The 16,648-nt window shown below is 63.4% G+C and carries 10 protein-coding genes and 1 tRNA gene; 2 read left to right on the top strand and 9 right to left on the bottom strand.

Translation table 11 applies throughout. From position 1 onward, the window contains the following. Positions 1-20: 20 nt before the first annotated feature. From IPV69_RS11795 to IPV69_RS11775, 5 genes are all read right to left on the bottom strand, one after another. Positions 21-1,496 (bottom strand): class I adenylate-forming enzyme family protein, encoded by a 1,476-nt coding sequence (locus IPV69_RS11795; RefSeq protein ID WP_206295310.1) that lies wholly within the window; start codon positions 1,494-1,496, stop codon positions 21-23. A gap of 292 nt (positions 1,497-1,788) precedes the next feature. Next, positions 1,789-4,389 (bottom strand): ATP-dependent helicase, encoded by a 2,601-nt coding sequence (locus IPV69_RS11790; protein WP_206295309.1) that lies wholly within the window; start codon positions 4,387-4,389, stop codon positions 1,789-1,791. A gap of 72 nt (positions 4,390-4,461) precedes the next feature. Continuing rightward, positions 4,462-6,195 (bottom strand): ArnT family glycosyltransferase, encoded by a 1,734-nt coding sequence (locus IPV69_RS11785; protein ID WP_206295308.1) that lies wholly within the window; start codon positions 6,193-6,195, stop codon positions 4,462-4,464. A 24-nt stretch (positions 6,196-6,219) separates the two neighbouring features. Next, positions 6,220-6,960, bottom strand: a complete 741-nt coding sequence (locus IPV69_RS11780; protein WP_206295307.1) for a phosphatase domain-containing putative toxin — start codon at positions 6,958-6,960, stop codon at positions 6,220-6,222. A gap of 293 nt (positions 6,961-7,253) precedes the next feature. Then, on the bottom strand, positions 7,254-8,306 hold the full coding sequence (locus IPV69_RS11775) for a glycosyl hydrolase family 18 protein (protein ID WP_206295306.1): 1,053 nt from the start codon (positions 8,304-8,306) through the stop codon (positions 7,254-7,256). A 324-nt stretch (positions 8,307-8,630) separates the two neighbouring features. Here IPV69_RS11775 and IPV69_RS27565 point away from each other — a divergent pair, with 324 nt between their 5' ends. After that, positions 8,631-8,762, top strand: coding sequence for a hypothetical protein (locus tag IPV69_RS27565; protein ID WP_261362003.1), 132 nt, complete (start codon positions 8,631-8,633; stop codon positions 8,760-8,762). Positions 8,763-8,785: 23 nt separating this feature from the next. Here the strand turns inward: IPV69_RS27565 and IPV69_RS11770 are convergent, their stop codons facing one another. The 4 genes from IPV69_RS11770 to IPV69_RS11755 form a co-directional block, all read right to left on the bottom strand. Next, positions 8,786-9,643, bottom strand: a complete 858-nt coding sequence (locus IPV69_RS11770) for an alpha/beta hydrolase (RefSeq protein WP_206295305.1) — start codon at positions 9,641-9,643, stop codon at positions 8,786-8,788. Positions 9,644-9,727: 84 nt separating this feature from the next. Next, a complete protein-coding gene (carB, locus tag IPV69_RS11765) occupies positions 9,728-13,453 on the bottom strand; it encodes a carbamoyl-phosphate synthase large subunit (protein ID WP_206295304.1) in 3,726 nt (1,241 codons plus the stop codon). Positions 13,454-14,003: 550 nt separating this feature from the next. Beyond that, complete coding sequence (gene aroA, locus IPV69_RS11760; protein WP_206295303.1) at positions 14,004-15,308, bottom strand: 3-phosphoshikimate 1-carboxyvinyltransferase; 1,305 nt, start codon at positions 15,306-15,308, stop codon at positions 14,004-14,006. Positions 15,309-15,413: 105 nt separating this feature from the next. Further along, positions 15,414-16,073, bottom strand: coding sequence for an HNH endonuclease (locus IPV69_RS11755; protein WP_206295302.1), 660 nt, complete (start codon positions 16,071-16,073; stop codon positions 15,414-15,416). Between the two features lie 397 nt (positions 16,074-16,470). Between IPV69_RS11755 and IPV69_RS11750 the strand changes: the two genes are divergently transcribed. Continuing rightward, positions 16,471-16,543, top strand: a tRNA-Glu gene (locus IPV69_RS11750). Positions 16,544-16,648: the final 105 nt, after the last annotated feature.

The following is a 16,648-nucleotide window of genomic DNA, read 5'->3' as shown; positions in this document are numbered from 1 at the left end:
CATGCCGTCGCGAATACAGCTCAAGTCGGCTGCTTCGCCAACTGTTCCGCCAACACGCGCTTGAGCACCTTGCCCGTCGGCGACATGGGCAATTCGGTCGCCACGAATACTTCGCGTGGGATCTTCCATTGCACCAGCCCACCGGCGCGGCAGTGCTCGCGCAGTTCGTCGGGCTTCACGGTTTCGCCTTCCTTGGGGACGACGAACGCCACCACCACTTCGCCGCGGGACGGGTCTTTCTTGCCGATCACCGCCGCGTGCGCCAGCGACGGGTGCGTCAGCAGGATTTCCTCGATTTCGCGCGGCACGGCTTTCTCACCGGCGACGATGATGAGGTCCTTCTTGCGGCCGGTGATGTAGAGGTAGCCGTCGGCATCGAGGTGTCCCAGGTCGCCGCTCTTGAAGAAGCCGTCGGGCGTCAGTGCCTCGGCGGTCTCCTTGGGGAGGTTGTTGTAGCCGACCATGATCATCGCGCCCTTCATCCAGACTTCGCCGTCCTGGCCCTGGGGCGCTTCATTGCCGTTGTCGTCGATCAGCTTGATTGTCGCGCCGGGCACAATCTGTCCGACCGACCCAGGCTTGTGGCGTCCGGGGACGTTGAATGAGATCGGTCCGATGGTTTCCGTCAGGCCGTAGCCTTCCATGATCGGCTTGCCGAACTTGGCGAGGAACGCTTCGCGGATGTTCCCCGGCAACGGCTCTCCGCCGGAGATCACCGCGTAGACATGCGCAAGATCGTCCGGCCCGGCACTCTTCAGGCGAGCAACCGCGCCATACATGCTCGGCACCGCCACCAGCAGCGACAGCTTATGATCGCGGATCGCCTGGAGCATGCCGACCGGGCTGAAGCGGGCCTGGTAGAGCACCATTGCGCCGAGCTGCGTCGGGGCGAGCAGCGTCGCGAGCATGCCCGTCGAGTGGAACAGCGGCAATACGCCAAGGAACTTATGCTCCCCCTTGAGCTGCGCGTGGTCGATCGCCGACTGAGCGTCGGCGGCCAGGTTTCCGTACGTCAGCATCACGCCCTTGGGCAGGCCCGACGTGCCACTGGTGTACATGATGACCGCCAGGTCGCTCGCGGCGGGCGTGGGCAGGGGCGGCATTGTCATGCCTTCGGGAGCCGACGTGGGCAGCGTGCTCAGGTCGATCAGCTTGATCGGCAACCCCTTGATGCGGTCGATCAGCGGCGGGGCGGACACGATCGTGTCGATGCCACTGTCCTTGATGATGTGCGCGATCTCTTTCTTGCCGAGCAGAAAGTTGATCGGCACCACCGTCTTGCCGGCAACCAACGCCCCGTAAAAGCTGGCGGCGAAGGCCGTCGTCGTCGGCAGGAACAGGCCGATGCGCGGCTGCGTCGTCTGGCTGCGGAACAGCATCGAGAACCCAGCGACCATTTTCGCGAACTGCTCGGCGGTCGTCTGGCCGCGGTCGTCAATGAACAGAACGCGGCTTGGATCCCGCTTGGCGTTGGCGAAGACGTGTTCAAACAGCATGGGCGCGGCCCTCCGTCGGTGGTTCTCGGTGAGACAATGGCGAACGGAGAGGATACCGGAAGGGGGAAACGTGGGGAACCACAGGCGTTACCCCGGTAGGGCAACCTTTCCAGTGAGGCAGACATTCTTGTCTGCCGCGATCTCGCGATTGCCGGCATTCCTGCCGGCCTGAGCATGATCGCCGTCGGAGAAGGTCGGCGTTCTTTCTCATGACTTCGACCAGGCAAGAATGCCTGGCACTCAGCCATGCGAGTCAGACAAGAATGTCCGCCCCACCGGAAGAAGCAGTGAGCTAACCGACCTTCTCCAGCCGCGCGTACTCCAGAATCAGCGTCTTCCGCCCCGCGGCGTTGAATTGGATCACGGCCCGAGTGCCGCTGCCCGTGTCTGTCATCTCGTCGATCCGGCCGAGGCCGAAGGTGGGATGCCGGACCATCTGGCCCCGCTTGAAGCCGAGCTTGCCGGCGTTGTGGTCGTCGCGGGACGCGCTGCCCCCATAGCCGCCTCGGGCATCAATGTCGTCCAGGCCGGCGCGGTCGGTGACCTTCAGATAGTCCTCGGGCAGCTCGCGCAGGAACGGGCTCGGGATCGTCCGTTCACGCAGGCCGCGGACGGTTCGCACCTGCGCCTTAGTGATTAGCAGGCGCTGCCGCGCCCGCGTGATACCCACGAAGAACAGCCGGCGTTCCTCCTCCTTCTGGTCGATGTCGTCGCGGCTGCGGCTGTGCGGCAGGATGCCCTCTTCCAAACCGATGATCGCGACCACCGGAAACTCCAGCCCCTTGGCGGCGTGCAAGGTCATCAGCGTGACAGAACCGCCGCCGTCGCCCATGTGATCGACATCGGCCACCAGGCTGACCTGTGCCAGGTAGTCGATCAGCGTGCCTTCGGGCTGTTCCTTGTCGAACTCGGCGGCGGCGGTGATCAGTTCTTCGACGTTCTTCAGCTCCGAAAGATCGGCGTCGCCGGTCTTGCGCAAGTGCGCTTCCATGCCACTGGAACGGACCACTTCTTCCATCAGGTTCCGAACGCCGCCGATGGGCATGGGGGGAATTACTGAAGGCGGAATGCTGAGTGCTGAATCTTCTGTCGCAACGGTCGGCTCATCCGGCGGCGCGAAGGGCTCGTCCGAAGGGGCGAAGGGTTCGTCGGCAATCGATTCTTCCTCGTCCAGCGGAGCGGCATCCCATTCCGATTCATCGCCGAACAGGGACGCCTGATCGGAGACTCGAATCTCTCCACCGGCCTCCGGTCCCCTCTTCAGGTACTCCGGGGGAGGGTTAGAGTGGGGGTTGCTACCGTCGGCGTTACCTTGGCTGTCTTCCGAATCGGCGTTTGAAATCTCAGCGGAATTGGCCGCGTCTACGGAACCCCCACCCCAACCCTCCCCCGGAGTACCGGAGGAGGGGGCAAGCGGCGTACCGTCGGAAGTGCCGCCAACGCGGATCCCCGCCAGCTCCCGCCACTTCTTCACCAACTCGACAAACTTCACCGCCGCGTTGCCTGCCCGGCTGCTGACGCCGGGGATCTTTGCCGCGACCGCCAGCGACTCGAACAGCGTCCGCTGATTTCCAATGCCCCAGGCCGCGATCTGCTTGAGGCTCGCATCGCCCAATCCGCGCGTCGGCACGTTCACCACGCGCGACAGGCTGACCTCGTCGTTCGGGTTGGCGATCAGCCGCAGGTATGCCAGGACGTCTTTGATTTCTTTGCGGTTGTAGAACTCGGTGCCGCGGGCGATGACGTAGGGCACCTTGTTTCGGAAGAGCGACTCTTCCATCACGCGCGACAGGCTGTTCATGCGGTAGAAGATCGCCATGTCGCCCCAGGGCACGCCGGCGGCGTGAAACTCGGTCAGCCGGCGCATGACCACTTCGGCCTCGTCGTGCTCGTCCTGGCAGAAGGTGACCTCGGCCTTGTCCCCGTCGGCGTTTTCGGTCCAGAGGTCTTTCTTCTTGCGGTGCGTGTTGTTCGCGATGAGCTGCGACGCGATCGCCAGGATCGTCTTGGTCGAGCGATAGTTCTGCTCCAGCCGAACGACCTCGGCATCGGGGTAGTCGCGTTCGAACTCCAGGATGTTCCGAAGGTCGGCCCCGCGCCAGGCGTAGATCGACTGATCCGGATCGCCGACCACGCACATGTTCCGGTGCTTCATCGCCAGTGCGTGGGCCAGCAGGTACTGGGCGTGGTTCGTGTCCTGGTATTCGTCGATCAGGATGTACTGGTAGCGGTCCTGCAGTTCCGGCAGCAGGTTGGGCACGTCGCGAAACGCCTGCACGGTGCGCATCAGCAGGTCGTCGAAATCGAGTGCGTTGTTCTGCTTCAGCAGTGCCTGGTACTTGGTGTAGACGCGGGCGACGGTCTTATGGAAGAAATCGCGGGCGCCTTCGGCAAACTGCTCCGGCGTGATCAGCTTGTTCTTGGCGTCGCCGATCGCGTTGTGAACGGTGGCGGGGCTGAAGTTGTCGCTGGAGATGTCCAGCGCCTTAAGCGCCTCTTTAATCAGCTTCGTCTGGTCGGAGGAATCGTAGATGCTGAACGTCGCGCCCAGTCCCACCTGCTGGCTGTAGTGCCGCAGGATACGCAGGCAGAGGGAGTGGAAGGTGCAGACGGTCGGCCACGGCTGATCGAGCCGGCCGAAGTCGCGGACCTGCCGGCCGAGCACATGGCCGATGCGTTCCTTCATCTCGCCGGCGGCTTTATTGGTGAAGGTGATCGCAAGAATAGACCACGCCGGGATGCCCTGGCTGACGAGGTAGGCGACCCGCCGCGTGATGACGCGCGTCTTTCCCGACCCCGCGCCGGCAATGATGAGCAGAGGTCCGTCCACATGCGTCGCCGCGGCGCGCTGGGGTTCGGTCAAATCGTCGAGAAGGGACTTCGGATCGATCACGACGGGACTATACCGCGCGGGTCAAGCGACGCACTTTCAACGATTCCCCGCCCGCACGTCGCCGCCGTTGCTTCACCACACGCTGTACCACGCCACATGAAGACGATTGCTGCCGTTGGAAGGGATCGTCGCGTCCGGGCCGAGGCGACCGCCGGCCGCGGCACGCCATCGCGACAGTTCGCCGGGGGTCAGGAGAACCCAGCACGATTGCCTGATCACATCCGGTGTGAACGACTTCTTGGGGTGGGCGAGCGTATCGAGCCCGGCGTAGTGGAAGAGTTCCGGTTGAAACGTCAGGGCCGCGCCGGTTTCGAGATGCGCGCCCCGTGGAACGATTTTGTTCAGCGCCCTGGCCCCGATGATTCCCGAGTCGTCGTCGCGCGATTCGGCACGCATCAGGCCGAACGGCACCGACAGCAGCAGGACGATCGCCGCGATCGCCGGCAACAGCGGCAGGCCGACACGTGCGCCCCGGGAACCGGTCACGGCAAGCGCGGCGACGGCGACAGCGGCGGTCGCCGCCGTGGCCACCAGCGCGTGCAGCGCGACCGACCCGCCCAGGTGCTTCCACGCCATGCCGGCCATCACCGCCGTTCCGATCGCCAGTGCCGCGGCCAGCACGACCGCAGCGTCGCGGATGACGCGGGCACTGGCGGGCTGTCGGATGGCCGAGGCCACCACACCGGCCGTCAGGATCGCCAGCGGCGGCAGGGTGATGTAGCCGTACCGCGGGTTCACCATTCCCGACAGCGTGCAGACGAGCAGCGAGACGACAAAACTTCCCGCGATCGCGACGAGGATTCTGCGGTCGGCGTCGGCGATCGATCGCCTGATGACGCCGACGTGAATCGCGACCAGCGAAAGCGAAAGCGGCAGGGCGTAGGCCAGCAAGAGCGGTCCGATGGAAAGAGCCTGCAACAGGCGCGACAACGAACCGGGGGCGAGGTTCTTGCCCCCTTCGATCAGCCCGTCGAGGTCGGGATCGAACCCGCGGTTTCGGACGGCGATCGCCGCCGCCAGCACATACAGCCCGAAGATCGCCAGCCCGATGACCGCCGGCAGCCAGACCGCCGACCGTTTGAGGTCAGGCAGGTTTTTGGAGCGGTACCGATCGATCGCGAACCAGACCAGTACGCCGACGATGATCGGCAGTCCGCCGGGCCCCTTGACCATCAGCGAGGCGCCGAACGCCAGGCCGGCGGCGGCCGTCCACGCGAAGGACCTGTTGCCGCGGTAAAGCAGTTCGATCCAGCACAGCACGGCGAGGCACGCGAACAGGGTGTTACTCGAGTCGATGTCGGCGGTGGACTGCTGCGACCAGAGGACGACCAGCGCCATGCCCGCGACGCCGCCCACCCACGCCGCCGTCCGCCCGAACCACCGGCCGGCAAAGAACGCCAGCATCGCGTTCAACGCCGCCGCCGAGAGCACCGACGGCAGCCGCCAGACGAACTCGTTGCCGGTGCCGGCGATCGTTTCGGTCGTCGCGATCAGCCAGTGGTGCAAAGGCGGCTTGGCAAGGTAGAGCCGGCCGTAAAGCGTGGGGAGCAGCCACTGCCGCGATTCGACCATCTGGTGCGCCGTCAGCGCGCGGTGACCTTCGGTACCGGCGAGCGGGGCGCGATTCAGCCAGGGCAGGAACAGCGTTAACGTCAGCACGAAACAGACCAGGGCAGGCCAAGGCAACACCGGCTGCGCGGCTTGCGTAAGCGATGCTGGGTCGCCGGGCGACGCGGGCTCGCCGATCAGGGCATCGACATCAGCGGTGGATGCGGGGATTGAGGCCTGAGTTGGTGCGCTGGTCATCCCGTGGGTGGCCTCAACGGTGGCTTAAGGCTCGATCACCGGCAAGGTGGCCGGTAGTGCGGGTATCACGCCGCGATCGAGAAGGCCCCTGGCGACGCGGCCCATGTTCTGGTTCAGGAAAGGGATCATCCTGACATTATCCGTGGGGTCGTGCCCGTGTTCGTTCAACTCGGCATATACCTCTTTGCCCGTCCTGCCTTGCACCAGCAGCCGGTAGAAAGCAATCGCGCCGCCGGTACGCTGGGCGCCGGTGTGGCAGTGTACAAGAACCGCCTTGCCTCGTGACTGGCACTGCACGATCGTGGCAACCGCGTCCACGTAGCGGTCTGGATTGCCCGTGCCGTCGCCGGCGAGCGGGAAGTTGTAGCGTTCGACGCCCAGTTCTGCCGCGGCAGCCGCTTCTGCCTGTACGTCGGGACGGTCAGCTTTGTCTTCGCTCATGAAAATGATCGCGCCGATCTTGTTGTTCGTGAGGGTTGACCTGATCTGGTGGCGCGAGATTTGACCGCTGCGATAAAGCTTCCCGGGTTCCACGGCCGCAAAGTTGCGGGGCTCGAAGTACTCCCATCGAAGGTAAGCCGTGTAGGAGTAGTACCCCCCGGCGGTCATGGCGGCGAGAAGTGAGAGCAGCACCCACGCCCGCACCGGCTTCCTGCCGGTGGCAGGCCGATCTCCGCGCGTCGCCGCCATGCCGGGGAACTCGGCCGGTGACTTTACAGCTCCTGTCAGAACCAGGGAGGCGAGGGGAGCCGGTGTCGAGTCCATATTGACCTTCCCGTCACAAGCGACCACGCTCGGGAGGCCCTGCCGCAATCGCGTCAGGTGAAACGACAGGTCCCGAGGCTCTGATCTCGGTCCCAGCTTGCGACTCTATTGTGAGGTATGCAGCAGGCGTGGAATGAGCGTTGCGCTAAAGCGGGCGGTTTCCCACGCGGTGTTCGCTGGCATGGGGCATGCGGAGACCGGGCGGCTGACGCTTCGCGGAGGGGTGTACCTAAGGCCGGAGCCAGGGCGTAAAGCAGTGTGCGGCCATTGGCGCCTACCGGAGGCGATGTCGCTCAGCGCGTCGGAAGTGATTCCCGTTTGCGATCAGCCGCCAATGTGTCGTGAATCGCGCTGAGCAATGACTTCTCCCCCGCCCCGTCACCGTCCAGCGACCAGATCATCACTCCGGCCAATCCCTCATCGACGACATACTTGCTCTTGGCTTTGATGGTCGGGATGCCGTTGTACCAGATCGTCCTGCCGACCTGGTCGACTCTCTCGGCGCCGGCGTATTCGGCGACGATCGCGGCGTATGGGTAGTCTCGTTTCTTGAACGCTTCGCCAAAACCGTAGCCGTAGAACGGCACGCCCAGAATTGCCTTGGATCTCGGCAGGCCGCGCTTCAACCAGTAGTCGACATTGCGCCTGGCGTACTCCATTGATGAATGCTGGCCGGGTGCGTTGGCGTTCCAGGGGCCGGTGCCGTCGTACGCCATGATGTTGATGAAGTCGAAGTGCTCGAAGACCGAATCGGGCACGCTCTTGCCGCCATAGCCTTGGGACAGGGCGGCGGTCAGCAATTTGCCTTTCGGTTTTAACGCGGCGGCAAGGTCGGCGATGAACGGGCCGTAGTCCCTGGTGATCGCCGGGCCTTCGAGATCGACGTCCAGTCCGTCGAAGCCGTGCCTGACGACGTAGTCCGCCAGCCGGGCGGCAAACGCTTTCCGGCGGGCTTCGGCGAGCAGTACATCGTAACGGGCGCGGAGTTTCTTATCGCCGGAAGCCGAGCCGCCGCCGATCGATACCAGCACCTTGACGCCGTGTTTCCCTGCCAGGTTGATCAGCACGGAATTGTGCCGATTGAATGACAGGTCGCCGTCGTCATTGGTCGGGTTTTCGAACGCGATATTGAGATGGGTGACCTTGTCGTAGGCGATCGTCGGGGCGAATGCGTTCAGGTCCACCCAGTTCGGGACGTACGCAACCACCTGCTTTCGAGCCGGCTGCGTTGCCGCCGGACCGGCATCGGCGGCCGATGAAAGACCCGCCCACACGACGAATGCGATGCACGCGGGCACTGCTGCAAAGAAGCGGCGTCGGGCGGAACAAAGGGCAATCGCGGGCATGACGACCGACGCCTTTCAAACCGCGACGGGAGTGGCGGCTATCTGCTCGATGTACTCAGGCATGGTAGCGTCTTTCCCGACCCCGCGCCGGCAATGATGAGCAAAGGCGCCATTTCAACATGAAGGCACGAAGTCACGATGGTGACGAATAGGCCACCTGGCGGAAGGAAACGACCAAGCCGTATGGCGTATTGGGCATCTCGTTCCTCGGCACCTCGCCCGAAGCGGTCGACATCCTCACGAATGCCAAGTTCGCGTACTTCCGCGAATCCATCTCGCTGAAGGCGGCCCAGGACCAGGGCGTCAAATGCCCGGTGATGACAAATGGGGCCGGATACGGCCTTCGGTGTCGTCGACCTTCGGAACGCCGCCGCCACCGCCAAAGCGAGACAGGTCGATCGGGAGAAGCAGAAGATGATGATGGATGCGCTGAAGTCGGCGCTCGCGGCGATCTAAGTCCGCGCGGCAGGAACCCGCCGTTACTTCGTCATCGGCTCCAATTCCGATTGCACCATCTTGATCTTCGACAGCCACGGCCAGAACGTTTCCGTCCACTTGCCGCCCTCGCCCGGTCCTTCGATGGTGAATGCCTCGTGCCCGCCGGTTTCGACTTCGTGCAGGGTGCACTCAATGCCGGCGGCAATGTAAGCATCGCGCAGCGCCTTGGCGAAGGATGTCGGTGCCGTCTTGTCGTCGCGGGCGGAGCACATGAGGATCGGCGGCGTCTGCTTGGTGGCGGGGAAGTTCGCCGGCTTGGATCGGCTCGGCCAGGGACACATCGCGGCAACGAAGTTCGGGCGGCAGCTCTGCCGTTCGATCGGGTCGGCGGCAGCCGCATTCCCCGTATCGTTGTGGGATGCGAGGTTCAAAATCAGGTGAGACCCGGCCGACCACCCGAGCATGCCGATGCGGTCGGGATCGACGCCCCATTCCGCGGCGCGATGCCGAACCATCCGCACGGCCCGCTGCACGTCGGCCAGCGCGTCGACTTCCACCTGCTTCGACGGCGGCCGGGTTCGGTACTTGAGCACAAAGATCGCCACACCCCGCGGTACGAAATACTTGATCGCAGCGTCGCCTTTCGGCCCGATCCCGACCCGGCTGTAGCCGCCTCCCGGACACACAACGATCGCCAGTCCGTTGCGCAGTTCTTTTGGCGGCAGGTGAACGGCGAGCGTCGGCGTCGTCACATTGCCAAAACGGCCGTTGCCGTCATTGGTTTCCGGGCCGGCATCAGCGATGTAGCCCGGCGGTTTGCCCTCGAACAACGGGATGCCTGGATCCCAGGACTTCGCGTCCTCCGCGTGAGCGAGTGTCGCCCACAAGGTCGTTGCCATGAAGGTAAGAACAATGAACCGCATTAAGGCCAGGCCTTTCGTTGATCACCGCGCTGCGGTTGCAAAACAGACAAGCTCAGCCAGTTAAGCGTGGTAGCTCTGCAGCGGTCGCACGCCCCAGCCGTTCTTCTGCATGGCGGCGATCGCCTCGGCGGTTGCTTCGCCCGCCGTCAGCGTTGTGAAGATCGGCACGCGGTACTGAACCGCCATCGCGCGAATCTTCCCTTCGTCCGTCTGCGGGCCCTTCTTGGTCGGCGTGTTGATCATGAGCTGCAACTTGCCGTTCTTGATCAAGTCGCCGATATGCGGACGGCCCTCGGCGAGCTTGTTGATCCGCTCGACGGCGACGCCGGCCTTCTTGAGCGCGTCGTACGTGCCGCCGGTCGCGACGAGCTTGAACCCGCAGTCGGCCAGCTTCCTGGCGATGGGGATGACCGCCTGCTTGTCCTCGTTTCGCACCGACAGATACGCCGTCCCGGCCAGCGGCAACACCGTGCCGGCGGCGAGCTGGCTCTTGCCGAACGCCAGGCCGAAGGTGGTGTCGATGCCCATCACTTCGCCGGTGCTGCGCATCTCCGGGCCCAGGATGATGTCCACGCCGGGGAACTTGCTGAACGGGAACACCACTTCCTTCACGCTGATGTGCTTGGGGTCGGGCAGTTCCTTGATGCCCATCTCGGCGAGCGTCTTGCCGCACATGACCTTGGCCGCGATCTTCGCCCACTGCTGTCCGGTCGCCTTGCCGACGAACGGCACGGTACGGCTGGCCCGCGGGTTGACCTCGATCAGGTAGATTTCGTCGTCCTTGATTGCGTACTGCACGTTCATCAACCCGCGCACCCGCAGTGCCTTGGCCAGCGCCTTCGACTGCACCTTGAGCTTCTCGATGATCTCCTTCGACAGCGAGAACGGCGGCAACGAACAGGCCGAATCGCCGGAGTGAATGCCGGCTTCTTCGATGTGCTCCATCACGCCGATGACGATCGCCTGCCCCTTGTCGATCTCGTCCGGCGGGACCTTGCCCATCTGCGATTCGAGCGGCACCGGCACCGGCGGATAGTCCGCCAGGCAGTCGACGTCGCATTCGGTGGCGTTATCCAGGAACTTGTCGACGAGGATCGGGGCATCGGCGATCGTCGAGGCATCAACGGCGTTCGCCATGTAGTAGTTGAGCTGGTCTTCGCCGTAGACGATTTCCATCGCCCGCCCGCCGAGCACGAAACTTGGGCGGACCAGCACGGGGTAGCCGATGCGCCGGGCGATGTCGCGGGCTTCCTGCACCGACCGCGCGATGCCGTTTTCCGGCTGCTTCAGGCCGAGCTTCTGCAGCAGGTCGCGGAACTGTTCCCGGTCGCCAGCGGCGTCGAGCGACTCGACGGAGGTGCCCAGGATCGGCACGCCGGCTTCCTTCAGGCCCTTCGCCAGGTTCAACGGCGTCTGCCCGCCGAACTGCACGATCACGCCTTTGACGAGCCCGCCCTTTTCGGTGAACGGCTTGCCATTGAGCCTCTCGCAGATGTTGAGGATGTCCTCGTGCGTCAGCGGCTCGAAGAAGAGCAGGTCGGAGGTGTCGTAGTCGGTGCTGACCGTCTCCGGGTTGGAGTTGATCATCACCGATTCGAGGCCGAGTTCCCGGCATGCGAACGCGGCGTGGACGCAGCAGTAGTCGAACTCAATCCCCTGGCCGATCCGGTTCGGCCCGCCGCCGATGATGATGACCTTGGGTTTTTGGGTGAGGCGGATTTCGTCTTCGGTGATCTCGGCCATCAGCGCGGCGCCGCCCATCGCAACAGCGCCAGGAGTCTTATCAAACCAGGTTCGCATGTCCTCACCCGGAATGCCGACCTTGTGGTATGGCGTTTCGTAGGTCGAGTAGTAGTAGGGCGTGGAGGCTTCAAACTCAGCGGCGCACGTGTCGACAATTTTGTATACGGGCTTTAGCCCAATCTCTTGAAGCATCCGCCTTACGCGAGCAGGCGTGGTGCGCCAAACACTTGCCAACTGAACGTCGGAATAACCCCACTGCTTTGCCTGATGAACTACTGGTTCGATGTCTTTGCCGAAGTAGTGTCCTCCAGAGTTCAGAATCGAAACTGCGTCTGTAAACGACGCAAGAATCTCCTCAAACTCCACCAACTCCAACATCTGCGCCAAGAACCACGGATCGATCTTCGTCAGCTGATGCACCTCGTCGATCGTCCACCCCATCTTCAGCGCGTAGCGGACGTAGTAGAGCCGGCCCTGCGACGGGACGGAGAGCTTCCGCCGAAGCTTGCCTTCGGGGATCGGCCACTCGGCGTCGGTGGATTCGCCTTGCGTGGTCTTGTCGGCGTTCAGGTCGTCATCGGCGCGGGCGGTGGGCGGCAAGCCACGCGCATCAGTGACACGGGCTTCCAGCCCGTGCGAGGTGTGTTGTGCGTCGGCAGTCGTGCGCTTTCCAGACTCCACCGCACCAGGCACGGGCTGGAAGCCCGTGTCACTGACGGGGCCGCTCGCCTTTGCCTTCTGCGCGTTCAGCCACTTGTCGTACTTGTCGAGGCCGAAACCGAAGCGCTTGACCTCCATGCTGCGGATGCCCTTTTGAAGGGCTTCCTTGAACGTCCGCCCGATCGCCATCGCTTCGCCGACGGACTTCATCTGCGTCGTCAGCGTCTCATCCGCGTCGGGGAATTTCTCGAACGTCCACCGCGGGATCTTGATGACGCAGTAGTCGATCGTCGGCTCAAAGCAGGCCGACGTGTAATACTCCCACTTGCCGTCGGCACCCTTCTTCGAGGTGATGTAGTTCGGCAGTTCGTCCAGCGTGTACCCGACCGCGAGCTTAGCGGCGAGCTTGGCGATCGGATAACCGGTCGCCTTGGACGCCAGCGCCGAACTTCGCGACACGCGCGGGTTCATCTCGATGACGACCATGTCTCCGTTGGCGGGGTTGATGCCGAACTGGATGTTGCTGCCACCCGTCTCGACGCCGACGGCGCGGATGACGGCGAAGCTCGCATCGCGCATCCGCTGGTATTCCTTGTCGGTCAGCGTCTGGATCGGGGCGACGGTGATGCTGTCGCCGGTGTGAACGCCCATAGCGTCGATGTTTTCGATCGAGCAGATGATGACGCAGTTGTCATTGCGGTCGCGGACGACCTCCATCTCGAACTCTTTCCAGCCGATGACCGACTGCTCGACGAGCACTTCGTTGGTCGGGCTGGCGTCGAGGCCGCGGGCGACGATCGTCTCGAACTCTTCGACGTTGTAGGCGATCCCGCCGCCGGTCCCGCCGAGCGTAAAAGCCGGGCGGATGATCAGCGGCAGGCCGAGTTCATCGAGCACCTTTCGCGCGTCTTCCAAGGTATGCACGACGCCCGACAGCGGCACCTTCAGGCCGATCTTCAGCATCAGGTCTTTGAACACCTGCCGGTCTTCGCCTTTGAAGATCGCCTCGCGGTCGGCGCCGATCATCTTCACGCCGTACCTGGTCAGGATGCCCTTGTCGAAGCAGGCCATGCCGGTGTTCAGGCCGGTCTGCCCGCCGAGGGTTGGCAGCAGGGCGTCGATGGGCGTGCCGTTGGCCTTCTCACGCTCCAGGATCTTCTCGACGGTCTCGGGGGAGATGGGCTCGATATAGGTGGCGTCGGCGAACTCCGGATCGGTCATGATCGTCGCGGGATTGCTGTTGATCAGGACGATGCGATACCCCTCCTCCCGCAGCGCGCGGCAGGCCTGCACGCCGGAGTAGTCGAACTCGCACCCCTGCCCGATGACGATGGGGCCGGAGCCGATGATGAGGATCGAGTGGATGTCGGTGCGCTTGGGCATGGGCGTGGTTGGTAACCGCTGTGCGGCGTAATCGGCCGGCGAACAATCCTAAGTGCCGGACAAGACTGAAGATGTGGCAGAAGCCACGTCCCCGGCAATGACCCGGACGTCTGCAAAATTCCGAGCACTGTACAGATGACGGCGGCGATTGCAAAACGACGTGGTTTTGGGGAGCGCTAAGCGGCGTCGCTGGGGCGAAGAAGAGAGATCACCACGGAGACGCGGAGACACGGAGGGCGACTCGACGGACGTGTCACTTTCGTGCCATCAGGAGTTGGGAGCATGCGACGTTCTGAGGAGCCGCGCACGGAGTGTACTCACGGAGTAAGCGGGAGCCCTTAGTATACGGGAATCTTGACGGTAAGCAGGAACCGTGACGGTTCGGGGTCGTCCCCACTTACTCCGTGAGTACACTTCGTGCGCGGCTCCTCAAAATGTCACACGCTCTCAGGGTGACGAGTGCGCCTCGTTCGCCCCATTGCCCTCCGTGTCTCCGTGCCTCCGTGGTGATCTCCTTCTTTCGGACCGACGAAAGCTCACCGCCGAAGGCTCACCCCCGCAGCGTTTCCAAGTCCTGGAAGTACGTCGGATACGTCTTGCTGACACATCCCGCGTCGCGGATTGTGACGCCCGCCGACTTCGTCCCCGCCAGCGCGAATGCCATCGCCATGCGGTGGTCATCGTAGGTGTCGATCGCGGAGGGTTTCAGCCGGCCGTCCTCGGGCGGCGTGATGATCAGATCGTCCCCGTCGATCTCCACCTCCGCCCCGAGCTTGCGAAGCTCTGTCGCCGTCGCGGCGACGCGGTCGGTCTCTTTCACCCGCAGCGTGTGCAGGCCGCGCAGGCGGGTCGTGCCCTCGGCAAACAGCGAAGCGACGGCCAGCGTCTGCGCCGTGTCGGGCATCTTCGAAAGGTCGACATCGATCGCCTCGAACCGGTCGGTCCCGCCGATTGTGATGAAGTCTTTGCCGAAGACCAGGTCGGCCCCCATCTGGTGCAGCAGGTCGGCAAACCCCACATCCCCCTGCAGGCTGGCCTTGCCCAGGCCGGCGATCGTGATTTTGCTGCCAGGGTGGATCGCCGCTGCGGCCAGGAAGTAGCTCGCCCCCGACGCATCCGGCTCCACCTGATACGACGTCGGATGGTAAACGCCTTGCGGGATGATGAGCTGCGTGGGCTCGGCGGTGTCGGGATCGCGGACCAGGTGCGGCGTAACGCCGAACTCGTCCATCAGCCGCAGCGTCATCGCGACGTAAGGCCAGCTCGTTTGGTTCGGTTCGAGGTTCACCCGAACCTCATGCCGGGCATACGGTGCGACCTGGCACAACGCCGACAGGAACTGCGACGACTGGCTGCGCCCGAACCGCACCCACCCGCCGGGCAGGCCGTCGGCGACGATCCGCACCGGCGGAAAGCCGGTTTCGCCGGGGTATTCGATCCGCACGCCCAGGTTGTGCAGCAGGTTGGCCAGTTCCCCGATCGGCCGCTGCCGCATGCGGGGAACGCCGTCGAGCGTGAAATCCCCATGCCCCAGGGCACACAGCGCGGCGACAAAGCGAATGGTCGTCCCGCTGTTGCCGCAGAACAACTCGGCCGACGACGCCGGCAACACCCCGCCCCGCCCGACGACGGTGGCAGTCCGAGTGGCTTCATCCACGGCTACGTCAAACCCCAGCTTACGCAGGCAGTCGAGCATGACCAGCGTGTCGTCGGCGAAGAGGATGTTGGAGACCGAGCAAGACCCACCCGCCAGCGCCGCCAGCACCAATGCCCGATTGGTCAGGCTCTTAGACCCCGGCGGGGTGACCGAGACGGAAAAGGGCTTGGAGAGAGGCTCAAGGGTGATGTCGCTCATCGGGCGGTCGAGGGTAGGGGATGGGAGGGGGAAGGTAAAGATTGGGGGGCGGCGTGCGCTTCGTCCCTTGGCGCGGTCATAAGGTGGGAGATCGCACGCTGCTAGTCAGAGCATGAAGACCGATTCGCGGTGATACAGCAGGAACTCCTTACTGGGCTCGGCCAGCTTCACTGGCAGATTGATTGGCTTGCCTTCGAATGGAGTGAAGTTCTGTTCCAACGCCGCTTGTGGGAAATAGGACTTCAGTTGTTTGCCGAGCACAACTCTGAGTTGCTCGTCGATGGTGATCAATCCGGCATCGAACGCCGCATCATGAAGACTGGACAGGCACAACCCGTTTCGTGGGTCGACCCGTTCATTCGGAAAACCGCTCCATGGTTTGATATGGCTTGCAACCAGTAGGCGCGGGACATGGATTCCACTGATACAGCAGCGAACGTTGTACGCGTTAAGGACAGCTTGTCGGAAGAACTGCTGCCCCCGCCGAACTTTGACTGTTGCGGTCGATTCCGTGGGACCCGTCCATGCGATGAACCTCGCCGCCGGCTCCAGCCGGACCTTATCGCGATGAAGAAAATCCACTTCGCGGCCGTCATCCTTTGTGAACAGGTCATGCAACAACTGCTCACTGGCCGGGGCAAGCGCGGGGAACTCCGTGTGAAATTCATCCCACATCGCACAATCGGTCTTGGTCGCGCCGGACAGGCCTCGTATTCCTCGGGCCTGCAACACGGGATCAAGTGATGCGAAGTTGGACAACTTCATGGCGAGGCTGCTTGGCGTTCGCCCCATCTTGCCGGCAACGTCGATAATGAGCTTGTTGCCCTTGTGGAGCTTCCCGAAGGGAAGCTTGCAGTAGACGTTCAGCGCGATCAGAAAGTGCTCTCGCGTCCACCCTACGCTCGTTGCTTTCGCCATTTCGGAAGTCTACCAGGCGGACTTCGCGTATTAACAACCCCCCCCGTTATCTAGTCTCGCTGGTCAAACAGGGTCCGCTCCTTGGGCATCCGAAGGGTATTGGCCGGCGAAGATGATCACCAATTGTAGCGGCGAGGCGAAAGCAACAGGCGATCGTCGTGAATGCTGGAGACTCGGGTGCCACTTGACCCCGCGCCGCCCATCTGCAACAATCCTTCCCCATGCACCAAGCGTGCGTTAAGACGCCCCCATCGTCTAGTGGCCTAGGACAGCCGGTTCTCAGCCGGCGAACAGGGGTTCGACTCCCCTTGGGGGTACTAAAACCCGCGAAAAATCGCGGGTTTTTTCATGCGCCGAAAGTATTTCGTCCACCTTTTCGTCCGCCGCCACCTCGTTGTCCGTAGGAGCCTTCCCGGCCTCTA

Origin of the sequence: Humisphaera borealis (assembly GCF_015169395.1) — a bacterium.
In the GTDB taxonomy this organism is placed as follows: Bacteria; Planctomycetota; Phycisphaerae; order Tepidisphaerales; family Tepidisphaeraceae; genus Humisphaera; species Humisphaera borealis.
Note: the sequence above shows the minus strand (reverse complement) of the source record. Positions and strands in the feature narration are given on the sequence as shown.

Excerpts from the sequence above, each read along its gene's own strand:
- IPV69_RS11795 (WP_206295310.1), bottom strand. The coding sequence starts at position 1,496 with ATGCTGTTTGAACACGTCTTCGCCAACGCCAAGCGGGATCCAAGCCGC.
- IPV69_RS11785 (WP_206295308.1), bottom strand. The coding sequence starts at position 6,195 with ATGACCAGCGCACCAACTCAGGCCTCAATCCCCGCATCCACCGCTGAT.
- IPV69_RS11780 (WP_206295307.1), bottom strand. The coding sequence starts at position 6,960 with ATGGACTCGACACCGGCTCCCCTCGCCTCCCTGGTTCTGACAGGAGCT.
- IPV69_RS11775 (WP_206295306.1), bottom strand. The coding sequence starts at position 8,306 with ATGCCCGCGATTGCCCTTTGTTCCGCCCGACGCCGCTTCTTTGCAGCA.
- IPV69_RS27565 (WP_261362003.1), top strand. The coding sequence starts at position 8,631 with ATGGGGCCGGATACGGCCTTCGGTGTCGTCGACCTTCGGAACGCCGCC.
- IPV69_RS11770 (WP_206295305.1), bottom strand. The coding sequence starts at position 9,643 with ATGGCAACGACCTTGTGGGCGACACTCGCTCACGCGGAGGACGCGAAG.
- carB (WP_206295304.1), bottom strand. The coding sequence starts at position 13,453 with ATGCCCAAGCGCACCGACATCCACTCGATCCTCATCATCGGCTCCGGC.
- aroA (WP_206295303.1), bottom strand. The coding sequence starts at position 15,308 with ATGAGCGACATCACCCTTGAGCCTCTCTCCAAGCCCTTTTCCGTCTCG.
- IPV69_RS11755 (WP_206295302.1), bottom strand. The coding sequence starts at position 16,073 with ATGAAGTTGTCCAACTTCGCATCACTTGATCCCGTGTTGCAGGCCCGA.